Genomic DNA, 15,658 nt, shown 5'->3' on the forward strand with positions numbered 1-15,658 from the left:
GGGCACCCGGACACGTGTGAGGTCCGGGGCGCAGAAATCGGCTGCTGAGGCTCACGGTGCAGACCCTACCGCGCGGGGCCTGTGGCATACGCGGCCATGGTCAACCTGCATTGATCGAACTCAGTAGCTCCGACCGGCACGGTCCCCAATTGCACGCTGGCTATGTCGAGCCCCGCCAGCGCGCGCCTTGCCTGCCAACGACCGAGGTTCCAGCCGAGCGGTCCGTCGAATCTTTGGAACAGCCGCTCCTCCTGCAGATAGCGCAACGTGCAGGCAGCGACCTTGGCCGGCAGCCGCTCTGCGATGACCGGAGCGGCGTCGGCCGACAAGGTCTGCAGATAGTTGAGATCCAGTTTTCCCGTCGCCTCGTAGCGGTCGATGTTGCGACCGGCCACCCAGGCGTCCGGATTGATCGCCGCCAGTCCGAGCAGGGCCACTGCCCCGGTGATCAGAGCGAGCCGCGGCAACCAGCGACCGAACCCGAGGCCCCCGACAACCATGACGAGCAGCACCACGACCCCCAGCCAGCCCTCGAACACGTCGACGGTCAGCCGCAGCGTCGTGAAGCCGTAGGACTCCTGGTAGAGATGCATGCGGTGCAGCGCGGAAGCGACAACCACCAGGGTCAACAAGCACAGCAGGCCGAGCGAGAGGCGCATCCACAGCCGGTCGGCAGGAGCGTCCTTGACCTTGCGGGCCCCGGCCCACACGACGAACAGCGTCAGCAGCGTCGCCAGGGTGAGCTGCCCGAAGCCCTGGTGCACGTAGTCGGCGTACGTCAGGCCGGTCGTGTCCTCTACGTAGGCGTGGCCACCGAAGACGGCCGAGGTCTGCGCGACGAGGAAGAGGAGGAACACTGCGTCCACGATCAGCACCGGCACCAGCCACTCGAAGCGGTTGCCGAGCGGCTCGACCGGGCGTCGCGCGGGTTCGACCCGCGACGGGTTGAGGGCGAGGTAGGCCGCGGCCAGGGTCAGTCCGAAGACCAGGCAGCTGACGAAGATCCTCACCACCAGGTCGCTGAAGGTGAGGGCCGGGACGAGGGCGTCGATCCAAGTGGCGAAGACGGCATCTGCCGAGGCGAACAGGGCGCCGAACACGGCCAGTGCGAGCAGCGACACCACGACAGTGCGTACGACGGCCGGCACCCGGCCGCCGGTGCCGACAACCCGCAGGGCGCGGCCGAACCACGGCAGCCCACGCAGGGAGGACAACGGCCACGACACACCGGCGAGGAGGAACCCGGCCGGTGTACGCGCATCCGTCACCCCGATGAGGAACACCCCAGCGGCAGCAAAGACGCCCAGCACGGCGATCCCGTCCGCGTCGAGCAGCATCAGCGGCAGCACGAGCAACGACGCCAGCGCGGTGCAGCCGATGGTGAAGACGTTGCGGCGGTGCCGCGCAGTGAGGTACGCCGCAGTGCCGGCGCCGAGCAGCACGAGCACCCACGACAGGCCGGGCAGGGTGAAGGTCATCGTGGCTCCGGCCAGGATCCCGATCAGGGCACAGGCCACGACCACGCGCAGGCCTGCCAGCCTGCGCGGTTCCGGCCAGAACCCGCCGAACATGCTGTCCATCCCCGCCGGGTTGCCGGGGCCGGACGCGACCAGGGGGCGGTACTGCACCGGGGTCCCGGGCGGGCCCGGCGCAGGCCGCCAGGGATCGGGAGCAAGCGGCTGCACGGGAGCAGGAGGTGGCACGGGAGCCGGGACTGTCACGGGCGCCTTCTCGGGCATCGGGGTACGGGTGAGGTCGGGGAGGTCCAGCCGGAGCAGCGCTCCGGCGGCGCCCTGCTCCGGGTCGGTGAAGCGGAGGGTGCCGCCGTGGAGCTGGGCCACCCAGCGTGCGACCGCCAGCCCCAGTCCGGTGCCGCCACCGCCCGGGTCGGTCCCGAAGCGCTGGAACACGCGCTCGCGGTCCTCCGCGGCCACGCCCGGTCCCTGGTCGGCGACCGTGAGCCACCAACCGGTCGGACCGCGGCCGGCGCCGACCTCGACCGGCGAGCCGGCGGGGGCGTGCCTGGCGGCGTTGTCGAAGACGTTGATGAGCAGCTGCCGCAGGCGAGCGCCATCGGCTTGGACGAGCAGGTCGCCCGGGACCTCCAGCTCGAAGTCGCCCGTCCGCCCGGCTGCGGCCACCTCTGCGACACAGTCGGCGACGAGGGCCCGCACGGGGACCTCGGACGCCTGCAGGTGCGTCACTCCGGCCTCGAGCCGCGACAGGTCGAGCAGGTCGGTGACGAGCTGACGAAGCCGTTCGGCCTGGGCCAGCGCCCCGTCGAGGTGCTCACCATCTGCGGGCACCACTCCGTCGGCCAGATTCTCCAGTACCGCGATCATGGCGGCCAGCGGAGTGCGCAGCTCGTGCGAGACGGTCGCGATCAGGTCGCGGCGCTCGGCCTCGACGAGCGCCAGGTCACCGGCCATCTGGTTGAAGACGGCCGCCAGCCTGCCCACCTCGTCGGTCGAGGTCGTGTGCACGCGGCCGGAGTAGTCGCCGCGCGCCATCTGCTGCGCCACCTCGGTCATGGCGCGCAGCGGCGCGACCATCCCGGCAGCGAGCAGCTGCGTCACGCCGAGGGTCAGGAGCACGGCCACGGGCAGGGTCAGCCACACGGGTACGCCCGCCGAGGAACCCAGCGTCGCCAACAGGGCGACGACGATGACCGAGACGACCACGAGCGCACCGAGCTTGACCTTGATGCTCGTGATGGCGTCCAGCAGGGTCAGCATGTCGGCAGCTCGAGGGCGTAGCCGACACCGTGCACCGTGCGGATCCAGCCCTGGCCCAGCTTCTGCCGCAGTGCCTTGACGTGGCTGTCCACCGTGCGGGTGGCCACCCCGCCCCTCGTCGCGTCGCCCCAGCCCCAGACGTCCGCCAGCAGCCGCTCGCGGGTCAGGACCTGTCCCGGCTCTCGCGCCAGGCAGACGAGCAGGTCGAACTCGGTCGGCGTCAGGTGCACCTCGACCTCGCCGATGGTCGTACGCCGCCTGCCCGGGTCCACCCGGAGCGAGCCGTGGACCACGGGGTCCCGATCGGTGGTGGCCGCCAGCTCTGCCGCCCGCTCCACCCGGCGCAGGAGCGCCGCCACGCGAGCCACGACCTCGCGCATCCGGAACGGCTTGGTGAGGTAGTCGTCGGCGCCCACGCCGAGCCCGACGAGGATGTCCGCCTCGTCGTCACGGGCTGTGAGCATGAGCACCGGCACCGGCCGCTCGGACTGGATGCGCCGGCACACCTCGTGCCCGTCGAATCCGGGCAGCATCACGTCGAGCAGGACGACGTCCGGCTGGGTCTCGGCGATGAGCGTCACGGCAGACGGTCCGTCGAAGGCTTGCGTGACGACGTACCCCTCGGCCCGCAGTCGCTCCGTCACCTGGTCGTTGATGACCCGGTCGTCCTCGACCACCACCACCTGTTGTCCGCTCATGAGCCTGAGCCTAGGAGCGGACCTGCGCAGGATGCGGGGCCGACTCGTGAAGGTTCCGTGGAGATGTCGGCGAGGCAGCGACGCTCATCGACCGGTTTGGTGTGGCCCAGGGATCGGCTGGTCCCTAGGCTTGGACTCGTGCCCACCAGCAACCAGCTCCTCGCCTTCGCGCTCGCCTCGATCCTGTTCATCCAGGTGCCGGGCCCGAGCCTGCTGTTCACCATCGGACGAGCGCTGACGGTCGGGCGCCGGGCCGCCCTCCTCTCGGTGGTCGGCAACGGACTCGGTCTGCTGGCTCAGGTCATCGCAGTGGCGCTGGGGCTCGGTGCGGTGGTGGCCGCGAGCGCCACGGCGTACACGCTGCTCAAGATCGTCGGGGCGGCGTGGGTCGTGTGGCTGGGTGTGCAGGCGATCCGGCACCGAGGTGACGCCCGCATCGCACTCGAGCTAGGCCGATCCAGCGAGGGCACGGGCACCGCGCTCCGCACCGGGTTCATCGTCGGCTCGACCAATCCGAAGACCATCATCTTCTTCGTGGCGTTCCTGCCGCAGTTCACCAACGCCGCGGCCGGTCACGTCGGGGCGCAGGTCGCGGCCCTGGGCCTGTTCTTCGCGATCCTGGCGGTGGCATCCGACTCGGTGTGGGCGCTGGCTGCCAGCAAGGCGCGCGACTGGTTTGCCCGCGAGCCCCGTCGGCTGGACGCGATGGGAGCAGCGGGAGGCGTGATGATGATCGGTCTCGGGGCAACGCTCGCAGCGACCGACTGACTTACCCGGGTCGGAGGTCCTCGCTCGGCCAGTCCACCATCACCCGGGCTCCGATCTCCGGCGCATCGGTGACGGTGACCAGCCCGCCGTGCGCCCGGGTGAGCCCGCCGACGATGTACATGCCGAGGCCGGAGCCTCCGCTCGCGCCGTGCTTCCAGAACTTCGTGAAGATCCGGTTGCGCATCTCCTTCGGGATCCCCTCGCCCTCGTCGTCGACACAGACCCGCACACCTGCGTGAGCGGCGTCGTCGGGCAGGCCGACCAGCGAGACCTTCACCCGTCCCTGCCCGTGCCGCACCGCGTTCTCCACGAGGTTGGTCAGCACCTGCGTGAACTTGTCGGGGTCGGCGAAGATCTCTGGCAGCCCATCGGGGGGCGTGGACAGCTCGATCCTCCGACTGGTCCCTGCCCCCACCGAGTCGACCACGCGCCGGGCGAGCAGCGCCGCGTCCACCTGGCGCGGGTAGAGCGACAGCCGACCGGTGTCGATCCGGGCCACGTCGAGCAGCTCGGCGATCAGCCGCACCAGGCGGTCCGCATCCGCGTTGACGGTGGTCAGCATCAGCTTGCGCTGGTCGTCGGAGAGCTTGTCCCAGCGGTTGAGGAGCGCCTGGACGAACCCCTTCACCCCGGTCAGCGGTGACCGGAGCTCGTGGGCGACCGTGGCGACCAGGTCGGATCGCTCGCGGTCCAACCGCGCCCGTCCGTGGCCGCTGCGGATGGCGATGGCGATCCCGACGACGGGCCCGCGCTTCCCGTCCCGGACGAGGCGGGCGGTGGTCAGCACCTCCTCACCGGAGGCGTTCAGCCAGGACTGCTCGGGGATGGCGGTCCGGATGGACAGGCTGCCGATCGGGTCGTTGAACTGCCACCAGTTGCAGCCCTCCTGGTCCTGCAGTCGGAGCACGTCCTCGATCCGGCCGCCCGTCGCCGCGTCAACCGTCGTGGCGAGCAGCTGAGCCCCACGGTCGTTGATGAGCGTGACCTGGCCGTCGACGGTGGCGCCGACGACGCCGTCGGGGTAGAGGTCGGCCAGCGATCGCAACCGCGAGGGCCCAGGGTCGATGCGGGACACCGACACACCTTAGTCCGCAGGGACCGCCTTGGGTCGTCGCAGTCCGGCCCGTCGCAGGCGGGTCACGAGGTCGCGTGAGGTCACCGGCACGGCGCCTGCGGCGACCATGACGGCGTACCACTCGGACGGTACGTCGTAGTGGTCGCGGTCGAAGCCACGCTCCGGCACACCCGCAGCGCGCGCGAAGTCGTGCAGCTCCTCGAAGGAGTGGTCGCTGGCCAGGTGCGACCAGAGGCGGCCCCAGCGCTCGACCGCGGGCGGATCGATGATGATCACGGCTGCGGCACCACTGCCAAGGGAAGGTCGATCCAGAAGGTCGATCCCTTGCCCTCCGTGGACGTGAAGCCGGTGGTGCCACCATGGGCCTCCGCGATCGAGCGAGCAATGCTCAGGCCGAGCCCCGTGCCGGGCACGGCGTGCTGCCGGGCCAGCGATGAGCGGAAGAACCGCTCGAAGATGCGCTGCTGGTCTTCCGGTCCGATGCCGAGTCCGCTGTCCTGCACGGAGATCCTGGCCATCGCGTCGACGGTGGCCAACCGCACGCGGACTGTGCCCGCACCTGGGCTGAACTTGATCGCATTGCTGACGAAGTTCAGGATCACTCGTTCAATCTCCTGCTGATCAGCATGGACGTGGAGCGGATGCTGCGGGACCTGGATGTCGACCCGGAGGTCCGAACGGCCCTCAGGGACGACCGCGGCGTCCTGCGCCGCTTGGAGGCAGTCCCGCAGGTCGATCAGACGCTTGTCCGGGGCCCACACGCGCTCGTCGATTGCCGAGACCAGCAGCACGTTCTCGGCCAAGGAGAGCAACCGGTCGGCGTTGCGGGAGACCCGGGCCAACATGTCGGCACGGTCATGCCCGGGCAGGTCGATACTGTCCTGCAAGACCTCGACGTAGCCGACGATGCTGCTCAGCGGAGTGCGGAGCTCGTGGCTGATCGTGCTGATCATCTCGTTCTTGGCCTGGTCCATCGAATGCATGCGGCGGTTGGCCGCACGCTCGAGATGCAGCGCCGCCACGGTCGCCGCCTCGACCTCGCGCTGCTGGGCCACCATGGCCAGGCCGCGCTCGCGCTCGAGGGACAGCCCGGTCGCGAAGATCAGCCCGATCAGGACGCTGGTCGCCATGAAGCTCTGCATGCCGCCCAGCACCGTCACCAGGGTCGAGTCAACCGACAACACCTCGAATGGCCCCACGCCGCGCTGGGCGAACCACGTGATCAAGCCGCCCAGGACCATGAGCTCCAGGACCACCCAACGCAAGGGAAAACGCGCCGCAGCCCAGACCGCTCCAGCCGTCATCAGGAAGGCGCCCGTCCGGGTGTTGTCAGGCGCATGGGAGATGGCCGTCACGCCCGCCATCAGGGCGATGTGGGCCACCACCTCTGTCCGGGAGACCGCAGGCGCCGGGGGTCGGCTGGTCACGAGCAGCATCAGCACGAGGTTGCAGCCGAAGTGGTTGATGAACACCCAGGCCGCGACCACGGAGAAGCTGCGGTCGAGAGCCGTCACGGAGAGAAGTAGCGCCATGAGTGCCGGCACCACGCTTGCCAGGGCCATGACCACGACGTAGCGACGCAGGTCGAGCCACGATCGGAGTCGGGCCGGGCCTGACCAGTTGAGGGTCAGCATCCGGGCGATGACGTAGGACTCGACGCCATTCGCCAAGGCCAGTCCCGGGGCGCTGATCGGCTCGCGGCCACCCAGGACGTTGCCTGCCCCCGTCAGCACGACCACCCCGGTGAACAGCCACCAGGCGTGGCTGCGGGGTGATGCGACCATCGCGCAGGCACCGATCGCCGAGGCCACCCACCACTGCGAGACGCCGTCACCGCCCGGCGAGGTCCAGACGGCGAAGTAGCTCGTCCCGAACACCAGCAGCATCGCGGCCGCCTGGCGCACACGCAGACCCGTGAAGTCCTTGCTGGAGGAGCTCGCCAACAGTTCGGGCACAGGCGGAGCCTAGTGGTCGGGTCCCCCCGAGGAGGGCAATCGCGCATCGTGGGCGCGAGCACTGGCATAGAGGCACACGGCCGCAGCCGTCGACAGGTTCAGGCTCTCGGCCCGGCCGTGGATCGGGATCGCCACCCTGTGGTCGGCGAGGCCCGCCAGGTCTGCCGGCAACCCCCAGGCCTCGTTGCCGAACAGCCAGGCCGTCGGCCCACCGAGCTCGGCGGTGAACAGGTCGACCTCGCCCGCCCCGTCGGCGGCCAGCACCGTGCAGCCCGCAGCGCGAGCGCGCTGCACGACGGCGGCCGAGTCGGTCTCGACGGCGATGGGCAGGTGGAAGGCGCTGCCGGCGCTGGCCCGCAGCGTCTTGGGGTTGTAGAGATCGACCGACTGGCCCGTCAGCACCACAGCGTCCGCGCCGGCCGCGTCAGCGGTCCGGATCACCGTCCCGGCATTGCCGGGGTCGCGGACGTCGGCGCAGATCACCACGAGGCGCGGCTCCCCGCCCAGGGCCTCGTCCAGCGCCACGTCGAAGTGGCGGCACAGCGCGACCAGCCCGGCCGGGCTGACGGAGTCGGACAGCGATGCCAGGGCGCGCTCGTCCACGAGCGTGACCAGTGGCGCGGCGGCCAGCACGTCGGCGTACCGAGTGGACGCCGCTTGCGTGGCGAAGACCTCGATCACGCACTCGGGCACGCCGAGCGCGGCTGTCACCGCGTTGGCGCCGTCGGCAAGAAAGAGCCGCCGCTCGGTCCTGACCGAGCGGCGGCTCAACTTGCGAGCGTCCTTGACGCGGGAGTTCCCCGCAGTCAAAGGCTCCATGAACTACGCAGAGACCTTGGGTGCGTTGACGTCCTCGGGCAGCGCTGCCTTGGCGGCGTCGACGAGGGCGGCGAAGGCCGGGGCGTCGTTGACGGCCAGCTCGGCGAGGATCTTGCGGTCGACCTCAATGCCAGCCAGGTTGAGGCCCTGGATGAAGCGGTTGTAGGTCATCCCCTGGGCGCGGACAGCGGCGTTGATGCGCTGGATCCACAGCTTGCGGAAGTTGCCCTTGTTCTTGCGGCGGTCGTTGTAGCTGTAGACCAGGGAGTGGGTGACCTGCTCCTTGGCCTTGCGGTAGAGGCGCGAACGCTGACCGCGATATCCGGAGGCGCGCTCGAGGACTACCCGGCGCTTCTTCTGGGCGTTGACCGCCCGCTTGACGCGTGCCATAACTTTGCTCCTTGTTTCAAAAATCTTCGGGGTACAGCGGGGGCGGGTCAGGAACTCAGAGACCCAGCATCTTCTTGGCACGAGGCTTGTCGGCCTTGGCGATCTCGACGGTGCCCGTCAGGCGGCGGGTGACCTTGGAGGCCTTCTTCTCGAGGTTGTGTCGCTTGCCGGCCTTCTCCCGAAGGATCTTGCCCGAGCCGGTGACCTTGAAGCGCTTGCTGGCACCCGAGTGGGTCTTGTTCTTCGGCATGTCTGCCTCTACTTCCTATTCATTGGTGCGGGGTGCTCATGGTTGTCACGGCTCCGCCGCGACTTTGTTCGACCGAGTCGTGACTTCGTCACGCCTCGATCTCAGGATCGAGGTTCTCGGAGCGGCCGCGCTCCTTCTTCTGTGCCACCGGCCCGGCAGCGTGCGCTGCTTCGCGCTCGGCGCGCTCGAGGTCCTTGTCGGCGGCGCGCTCGGCCATCTTCTCTTCCTTGGCGACAGCGGCGTCGATCCTGGCGTCGGCCTTCTTCTTGTGCGGGCCGAGCACCATGATCATGTTGCGGCCGTCCTGCTTGGGCGAGGACTCGACGAAGCCCAGCTCGGTGACGTCCTCGGCCAGGCGCTGCAGCAGGCGGTAGCCCAGCTCGGGGCGGTGCTGCTCGCGACCGCGGAACATGATCGTGATCTTGACCTTGTCGCCGGCCTTGAGGAAGCGGACCACGTGACCCTTCTTGGTCTCGTAGTCGTGCGCGTCGATCTTGGGACGAAGCTTCATCTCCTTGATGATCACGTTCGTCTGGTTGCGACGCGCCTCACGAGCCTTCTGGGCGTTCTCGTACTTGAACTTGCCGTAGTCCATGAGCTTGCAGACAGGCGGCCGGCCCTGAGGAGCGATCTCGACCAGATCGAGGTCTGCCTCTTGGGCAAGCTTCAACGCCTGATCGGTCGGCACGATGCCGACCGTCTCGCCATTGGGCCCGACAAGACGGACCTCGGGAACTCGGATCCGCTCGTTGATGCGCAGCTCGGTGCTGATGTGTCCTCCAGTGGATTGGTGTGTGTTGGACCAGGAGGAGACAGTGGCGAAAATGAAGAACTGGCTCCCACCTTGTCCAAGCGGAAGCCAGCATCGGGTCCACGAAAATCGAGGACCCGGTCCGGACCGGAACCCGACGACCTCGCGGTCGATGCGGGTGGGAGACGAACCAGCTGTCTCCGCTTGGTGGATCGGCCCCGCAAGCGGGACTGATCGGTCAACACCGAAGGTTAGCCGATCATTCCGGCCCCGAGCCAATCCACGCGGTCCGGTCTCCGAGCGGCGTCAGCCGCCATCCTGCTGCCAGGGCGGTCAGGTCGTCGCCCTCCACGACCAGGGTGCTGGGTCCTGCGATGTCCACCACCACCGCGGCAGCGTTGTCCTGCACGGCCGCCTTGGCAGCCAGCCCGGCAGCGACAGGCACTGGACGGGCCTCGCTGTTCCAGCGGGACAATGTGTCGCTGGACGTGAACGCCAGCAACCCGACTCGTCCGTCAGGGCGTTGGATGAGCACCACGGCCATGTCGCTCGTCTTGTCGTGGGCCAGGCCCTGCTCGTCGATCTCGACCTCGCCCAGCACTGCTACGACGGGGACCAGCAAGCGCGAGTCCTGCAGGACGAGCAGCACGTCGCCGTGGCTGGCCTCGCCCTCGGCGTACGCCGCAAGTGCGGCCGCCAGCGCCGGGTCAGCGGTGCCGGTGTCGCCCGCAAAGCCGGGGTCGGGGATGAGTCGCTCCACGAACCCATTGTCCACTGTGCAACTCTGAGCACGTGGACGAGGCAACCTGGGCGGCGCTCGCCGCCACCCTGACCCTGCTGGGACTCGCGTGGACCTGGGTGACCTTCCGCCGACGAGGAGCCACCGCGGCCATGAGGGCGCTCGGCTTCACGGTGCTGCCAGTCGCCGCGTGGCTGACCGGCACCCTCGAGATGTTCACCGAGATCGCCGGCTCGGTGACCGACTGGGCGACGAGCCTTGTCTTCAACCCGATCACGTGGACCGGGATCGGGTTGGCGGGTCTGGGCGTCGTGCTCATCGTGGTCTCCGGCATCCTGCGGGACCGTCAGCTCGCCCGCGGCAGCGACCGCCCGCCTGCCCGGGAGAGCCGCGCCAAGCTCCCGGAAGCATCGTCGACCCGAGGTGGTGCCGCCAGCGCGCCGGTCGTGGACGACGACCTGGCCGACATCGAGGACATCCTCAGGCGTCGAGGCATCAAGTGAGCGACTTCGTCGCTCGCAACCGCCTGTGGGCCAGGTTGAACACGGCCGTCTCCCGGCACTCTGATCACCTCTCCACTCCCCTGGTCGTCGTCGACCTCGATGCCTTCGACGCCAATGCCGCCGACCTGGCGCGGCGGGCGGGCGACACGCCGATCCGGGTCGCCTCGAAGTCCCTGCGGGTCCCGGCGCTGATCCAACGCGCCCTGACCCTCCCCGGGTTTCGTGGTGTCCTGGCCTTCACGCTGCGCGAGGCGCTGGTCCTGCACGAGCTCGGCGTCAGTGACGACATCGTGGTCGGCTACCCGAGCCTCGACCGTGGGGCGCTGGCCGACCTCGTCGCGTCCCCCTCGGCAGCGGCGGCGATCACACTGATGGTCGACGACCTCGCCCACCTCGACGTCGTCGACTCCGTGCGCACGTCCCGCGCCGTTCAGATCAGGGTCGCCCTCGACGTGGACGCGGGCCTGCGACTCGGCAACCAGCACGTCGGGCCCAAGCGGTCGCCCCTCTACGACCCCGCGGCAGTCGGTGCGCTGGGACGGGCCGTCGCGGCTCGTGAGGGCTTCCGGCTGGTGGGGGTGATGACCTATGAGGGCCAGGTCGCCGGCGTGCCGGACGACGTGCCCCGACAACGGGCGCGGTCGATGGTGGTGCGGCGCCTCAAGCAGGCCTCGGTCACGCAGCTCGCCGTACGCCGCCGCGAGATCGCTGAGGCCCTGGCGAAGATCGCCGAGCTGGAGTTCTTCAATGCCGGTGGCTCCGGGTCGATCGAGAGCACCGTCGCAGACCCGGCTGTCACCGAGGTCGCCGCGGGCTCGGGACTGCTCGTCCCGGGACTGTTCGACCACTACCAGTCCTTCACCCCCCGACCGGCGGCCTTCTTCGGACTACGGGTCAGCCGCAAGCCCACGCCCACGCTGGCCACGGTCCACGGCGGCGGCCTGATCGCCTCCGGCCCCGTCGGGGACGACCGGGCACCAGTCCCGTGGGCTCCCCCCGGGCTCCACCTGATCGGCCTCGAGGGTGCCGGCGAGGTCCAGACGCCACTGACCGGCCACCCCGCAGCGATGCTGAGCATCGGCGACCTGGTGTGGTTCCGGCACGCGAAGTCCGGGGAGCTCTTCGAGCACGTCAACACGGCGCACCTCGTGCGGGGCGAGGAGATCGTCGAGGCGGTTGCGACGTACCGCGGCCTCGGTCATGCCTTCTGAGGACTGGGCCACCCAGGCGCTCGATCACGCCCTGGCCGCCCCACCGACGTTGGGATCCGGGCGGCTGATCTGCATCGACGGCCTGGCCGGCGCGGGCAAGACGACGCTGGCCGCATCCTTGGGGGATCTGACTGGTGCGCCGGTCCTCCATGCCGACGAGCTGCTGGCGGGCTGGGGCGGGTTGCCGTGCCTCGGAGCGACCATCGAGGCCGTGCTGCGCCCCTTGGCCAGCGGCCGAGCGTCGTCCTGGCGGCGATGGGACTGGCTTTCGTCTCAGTGGGCGGAGACCCACCCCCTCGAGCCGACCCCGCTGCTCGTCATCGACGGCGTGGGGTGCGCTGCTTCGACGTACGACGACCTGATCACGACCCTCGTCTGGATCGAGGCGGACCGTGACGTGCGGCTCGCCCGAGGGCTCGAACGCGACGGCGACGACATGCATGCCCACTGGGAGCAGTGGCTCGACGAAGAAGCGGCCCTCCATGTGCGCGATCGCACCCGGGAGCGGGCCGACCTGGTCTATTCGACGAGCGCGTAGTTGTCCTGCCGGTAGCGCACCGAGTAGCCGGCCCGCTCGTAGATCCCCAGCGCACCCGTCGGGTTGGCGGTGTCGACGTCGAGGCTGGAGGTGTCGAACCCCGCGGCCTTGCAGGCATGCAGGGTGTGCGCGAGGAGGTTGGTCGCGAGCCCGCGCCCGCGGTGGTCCGGCAGAGTGCCGACGTAGGCGACGTAGGCCTCTCGACCCTTCTCCCCCGACGGCGCGAGGGCGTATTCGTGGGTGAAGACGTAGGCCGCCACTGCGTTGTCGCGGGCGGGGTCGCGCAGCACGAAGGACTGGTCGTGGCGGGCGTGCGCGCCCTTGATCATGAACGGGGTCCAGTTGGCCTCGTCGATGTCGCTGTAGCTGGGGTAGTCACGGAAGGCGAGGTTCTGCGCTGCCCGCAGCTCGTCGGAGTCGGCCGGGTCGAAGGTGCTCAAGATCAGGTCATCGGGCAGCACCGGGTCCGGCAGCGAGTCCAGGGTCGAGACCATCAGGAAGTTGTGCCGGTCGAGGGTGAACCCGTGACTGGTCAGGAGGTCGGCCTGGTCGGCCCTGCCGTCCAGCGCCCGGGTGCCGAATCGCGCCTTCTCGTCCGGCGCATCCTGATCGTGGACGGCACGCGCTGCGGCCAGTGCCCGCTCGAGCATCACCGTGCCGAACCCCTGCCCGAGGTGCGCCGGATCCACGTCGCCGAAGAACAGGAAGGGATGCACTCCGTCGACCGGCGTCCTGGGCAGGACGGCGGTGTAGGCCACCAGCCCGCCTGCATACCAGCCGCCCTCGATGATGACGCCCGGGTATTCCCCCATCAGCTCGACCACCTCGCTCGCGGCGAGCTCGAACCCGGTGGGGTGGTCCTCGGCGATGCGCACCATGAGCTGGGCCACCGCCTCCGCGTCGGCCGCGGTGATGGCTCTGGGGTCGAGGCGCATGGAGTGAAGAGTAGGGCGTGTCTAGGGTGGGGATCATGACGTCCCCCTCGGGTGAGCAGTACGAGATCGCAGCCGCCGGCTACACCGCCATCATCACCGAGAGCGGTGCCGCGCTTCGCGTCCTGTCGCACTCCGGACGCCCGTTGGTCGACGGCTTCGCGCCCGACGAGATGTCGTCCGGCGGACGCGGTCAGCTGCTCATGCCCTGGCCCAACCGGATCCGCGACGGCCGGTTCTCCTTCAACGGTCGCGACCACCAGCTCGCCCTCACCGAGCCGAAGCGGTCGCACGCCTCTCATGGGCTCGCCCGCTGGGCGGCCTGGACGCTGGAGGAGCACACGGCCAACTCGGTGTCACTGGTCTGTCGGGTGATGGCGCAGTCGGGCTATCCGTGGACGGTGGACCTGCACGTGCTCTACGACCTCGGTGCCGACGGGCTCACCGTGACGCAGACCGCGACCAACCTCGCCGGCGAGCCTGCGCCGTACGCCTGCGGCGCCCATCCCTACCTGTGTGTCGGGACGCCCGCCAACGGCGCCATCGACCACCTCGAGCTGACCCTCCCCGCAGGCACCCGCACCCTGACCGACGAACGGCTGATCCCGACCTCGACGGTGCCCGTCGACGAGGCGCACGACTTCCGGGCGGGCAGGGCCATCGGCACCGTCGCCTTCAATGAGACGTACGGCGACCTGGAGCGGGTCGACGGGATCGCGACCACCACCTTGCGTCGGCCCGGTGGCGGCCCCGGCGTCGCCCTGTGGGTGGGCGAGAACATCTCGTGGGTGCTGCTGTACAGCGCCGACGACGTGCCAGGCAAGGAACGCCGCTCACTTGCGGTGGAGCCGATGACGGCCCCGGCCGACGCGTTCAACTCCGGCACCGACCTCGTGACGCTCGCCCCGGCAGGCGAGCCGGGAGACGAGCTGTCCATCATCTGGGGCATCCGGGCCGTGGCGGCCGACTAGGTCACCTGCCGGGCAACAGCCGGTGGTCCACCTTCAGCGGTGCGGCCAGTGTGATCTCGAGATACTCGTTCTGGTCGGGCTGGCTGCTCGAGCGGCCGCCGGTCGCCGGGAAGTTGTTGTCGTTCATCACCGCGATGGTCTGCGCGTCGAGGATCTCGACATCCTCGATGGTGACGAACGGGAAGGTGAAGGGGTCACCGTAGGGCGAGAGCCCGTCGGGGTTGGTGACGTTCATCAGGTCGACGAGCAGGCGCTTCTCGACGTAGCCGTTGCCATCCGCGTCGCGCAGGTCGACCAGGTAGATCCGCTTGAACACGGCGGTGGCGCCCTGACCCCCGTCGCGCTCGATGACGAGAGCTTCGTCCTTGTTGATCTGGATGAAGTCGCCGAGGGCGTTGCCGGCGCTCTCCATCCGGTAGCGCAGGAAGCTCTCTGCGTACTCCCCCTTGCGGACGGTGTAGATGCGCAGGTCGTTGGCGAGGCCGGCGGCCTTGTCCTCTGCCGTCGCTCCTTCGAGCATCGGGTGCAGCACCTGGCCGTTGGGGCTGATCGACATCCCCTCGAAGCCCTTGGAGTCAAGGATCTCAGGGACGGCGCCTCCCAGCGTCGGGTTGGACGGGCTCTTCACGCCCGGGGTCGGGATCGGTGCCTCGATCAGCTCGCCCCCGGCGTTGAGGTGCAGGAGGAACGGTCCGAACTCCTCGCCGACCCAGAAGGTTCCATCCTTCGCGACCTGCAGCGACTCGGGGTCGAAGTCCCAGCCAGTCAGCTGCCGATCAGCGGTCGGGCACGCGTAGCCGGCGGGCAGCGATGCCGCCTGCTGGCAGGCCCCGTCGCGCCAGATGGGCCATGGGACGAGGTGGTCAGGGTCACTCATCGTGAAGAGTGTCTTGTCGTAGGTCGTTGCGCCGTCACCATCCGCCGCGACGGTCTCCGGGGTGATGCGGTGGAGCGAGAGCAGGAAGTCCGCGCTGTTGCTCTTGCGGCCGAAGCCGTTGTCACTCAGGACCAGGAAGGAGCCGCCCCCGAGGGCGTGGGTGCCCGAGAAGCCCTGGACGGGCTGTCCCGGGTAGGGCGCGGGGATCGCGGCGTTGCCGCTCGTCCAGTGGCCGCTGGTCTCGCTCCCCGGCACGTAGGTCGCCGCCGGCAGCACCGACCAGGCCGACAAGGTGGCCCCCTCGGGTGCGACCGGGGAGCCCTGCGGTGCCCGCTCGGCAGCGTGGGCGGGCAGCACCGCGGCAGAGACGACGATGGCAGTGAGCGCGAGCGCGCGGAGTCCGAGTGTCATGGCCACAACCCATCAGCCCCCGGTGGCCGGGGGGT

General features: G+C 69.6%; 17 protein-coding genes. 5 read left to right on the forward strand and 12 right to left on the reverse strand.

Annotated features, from left to right (window positions below; all coding sequences use genetic code 11):
- Positions 1-65: 65 nt before the first annotated feature.
- Together VNJ48_RS12670 and VNJ48_RS12675 are read right to left on the reverse strand one after the other, a co-directional pair.
- Positions 66-2,735 carry a DUF4153 domain-containing protein gene (locus VNJ48_RS12670; RefSeq protein ID WP_325602618.1) on the reverse strand — a complete coding sequence of 890 codons (2,670 nt, stop codon included), beginning with the start codon at positions 2,733-2,735 and terminating at the stop codon, positions 66-68.
- Positions 2,729-3,433: a response regulator transcription factor gene (locus VNJ48_RS12675; protein WP_325602620.1), complete on the reverse strand. Its 705-nt coding sequence runs from the start codon at positions 3,431-3,433 to the stop codon at positions 2,729-2,731. Before VNJ48_RS12675 ends, VNJ48_RS12670 begins: the two co-directional genes overlap by 7 nt.
- Positions 3,434-3,571: 138 nt before the next feature.
- Between VNJ48_RS12675 and VNJ48_RS12680 the strand changes: the two genes are divergently transcribed.
- Entirely contained in the window at positions 3,572-4,201 is a 630-nt protein-coding gene (locus VNJ48_RS12680; protein ID WP_325602622.1) for a LysE family translocator, read from the forward strand.
- A 1-nt stretch (position 4,202) separates the two neighbouring features.
- Here VNJ48_RS12680 and VNJ48_RS12685 read toward each other — a convergent pair whose 3' ends face one another.
- The 8 genes from VNJ48_RS12685 to VNJ48_RS12720 all read right to left on the reverse strand — a co-directional run bounded on the left by VNJ48_RS12685 (position 4,203) and on the right by VNJ48_RS12720 (position 10,201).
- Positions 4,203-5,276 carry a PAS domain-containing sensor histidine kinase gene (locus VNJ48_RS12685; RefSeq protein WP_325602624.1) on the reverse strand — a complete coding sequence of 358 codons (1,074 nt, stop codon included), beginning with the start codon at positions 5,274-5,276 and terminating at the stop codon, positions 4,203-4,205.
- 9 nt (positions 5,277-5,285) lie between these two features.
- Positions 5,286-5,552, reverse strand: a complete 267-nt coding sequence (locus VNJ48_RS12690) for a DUF4031 domain-containing protein (RefSeq protein WP_325602626.1) — start codon at positions 5,550-5,552, stop codon at positions 5,286-5,288.
- On the reverse strand, positions 5,549-7,231 hold the full coding sequence (locus tag VNJ48_RS12695) for an ATP-binding protein (protein WP_325602628.1): 1,683 nt from the start codon (positions 7,229-7,231) through the stop codon (positions 5,549-5,551). Before VNJ48_RS12695 ends, VNJ48_RS12690 begins: the two co-directional genes overlap by 4 nt.
- 9 nt (positions 7,232-7,240) lie before the next feature.
- Positions 7,241-8,050, reverse strand: coding sequence for a TrmH family RNA methyltransferase (locus VNJ48_RS12700; protein WP_414689946.1), 810 nt, complete (start codon positions 8,048-8,050; stop codon positions 7,241-7,243).
- A gap of 3 nt (positions 8,051-8,053) precedes the next feature.
- On the reverse strand, positions 8,054-8,440 hold the full coding sequence (gene rplT / locus VNJ48_RS12705; RefSeq protein WP_325602632.1) for a 50S ribosomal protein L20: 387 nt from the start codon (positions 8,438-8,440) through the stop codon (positions 8,054-8,056).
- 55 nt (positions 8,441-8,495) lie between these two features.
- Entirely contained in the window at positions 8,496-8,690 is a 195-nt protein-coding gene (rpmI, locus tag VNJ48_RS12710) for a 50S ribosomal protein L35 (RefSeq protein WP_325602634.1), read from the reverse strand.
- Between the two features lie 88 nt (positions 8,691-8,778).
- Positions 8,779-9,516: a translation initiation factor IF-3 gene (infC, locus tag VNJ48_RS12715; RefSeq protein WP_325602738.1), complete on the reverse strand. Its 738-nt coding sequence runs from the start codon at positions 9,514-9,516 to the stop codon at positions 8,779-8,781.
- 184 nt (positions 9,517-9,700) lie between these two features.
- Positions 9,701-10,201: an SseB family protein gene (locus VNJ48_RS12720; RefSeq protein ID WP_325602636.1), complete on the reverse strand. Its 501-nt coding sequence runs from the start codon at positions 10,199-10,201 to the stop codon at positions 9,701-9,703.
- A 32-nt stretch (positions 10,202-10,233) separates the two neighbouring features.
- Between VNJ48_RS12720 and VNJ48_RS12725 the strand changes: the two genes are divergently transcribed.
- From VNJ48_RS12725 to VNJ48_RS12735, 3 genes are read left to right on the forward strand one after another with little or no spacing between them, the layout of a single operon-like run.
- Positions 10,234-10,683, forward strand: a complete 450-nt coding sequence (locus VNJ48_RS12725; protein ID WP_325602638.1) for a hypothetical protein — start codon at positions 10,234-10,236, stop codon at positions 10,681-10,683.
- Positions 10,680-11,894, forward strand: coding sequence for an amino acid deaminase/aldolase (locus tag VNJ48_RS12730; protein ID WP_325602640.1), 1,215 nt, complete (start codon positions 10,680-10,682; stop codon positions 11,892-11,894). Before VNJ48_RS12725 ends, VNJ48_RS12730 begins: the two co-directional genes overlap by 4 nt.
- The gene (locus VNJ48_RS12735) at positions 11,884-12,432 is read left to right on the forward strand and encodes a 4-amino-4-deoxy-L-arabinose transferase (RefSeq protein WP_325602642.1); all 549 of its coding nucleotides are present in this window, start codon (positions 11,884-11,886) and stop codon (positions 12,430-12,432) included. Before VNJ48_RS12730 ends, VNJ48_RS12735 begins: the two co-directional genes overlap by 11 nt.
- On the opposite strand, the gene VNJ48_RS12740 is transcribed toward VNJ48_RS12735, so the two are convergent.
- Entirely contained in the window at positions 12,414-13,367 is a 954-nt protein-coding gene (locus tag VNJ48_RS12740) for a GNAT family N-acetyltransferase (RefSeq protein ID WP_325602644.1), read from the reverse strand. The genes VNJ48_RS12735 and VNJ48_RS12740 overlap by 19 nt on opposite strands.
- A gap of 35 nt (positions 13,368-13,402) precedes the next feature.
- Here VNJ48_RS12740 and VNJ48_RS12745 point away from each other — a divergent pair, with 35 nt between their 5' ends.
- A complete protein-coding gene (locus tag VNJ48_RS12745) occupies positions 13,403-14,335 on the forward strand; it encodes an aldose 1-epimerase family protein (RefSeq protein ID WP_325602646.1) in 933 nt (310 codons plus the stop codon).
- A gap of 1 nt (position 14,336) precedes the next feature.
- Here VNJ48_RS12745 and VNJ48_RS12750 read toward each other — a convergent pair whose 3' ends face one another.
- Positions 14,337-15,623 (reverse strand): esterase-like activity of phytase family protein, encoded by a 1,287-nt coding sequence (locus VNJ48_RS12750; RefSeq protein WP_325602648.1) that lies wholly within the window; start codon positions 15,621-15,623, stop codon positions 14,337-14,339.
- Positions 15,624-15,658 lie beyond the last annotated feature (35 nt).

Source organism: Nocardioides sp. (genome assembly GCF_035576065.1).
Taxonomy (GTDB): Bacteria; Actinomycetota; Actinomycetes; order Propionibacteriales; family Nocardioidaceae; genus Nocardioides.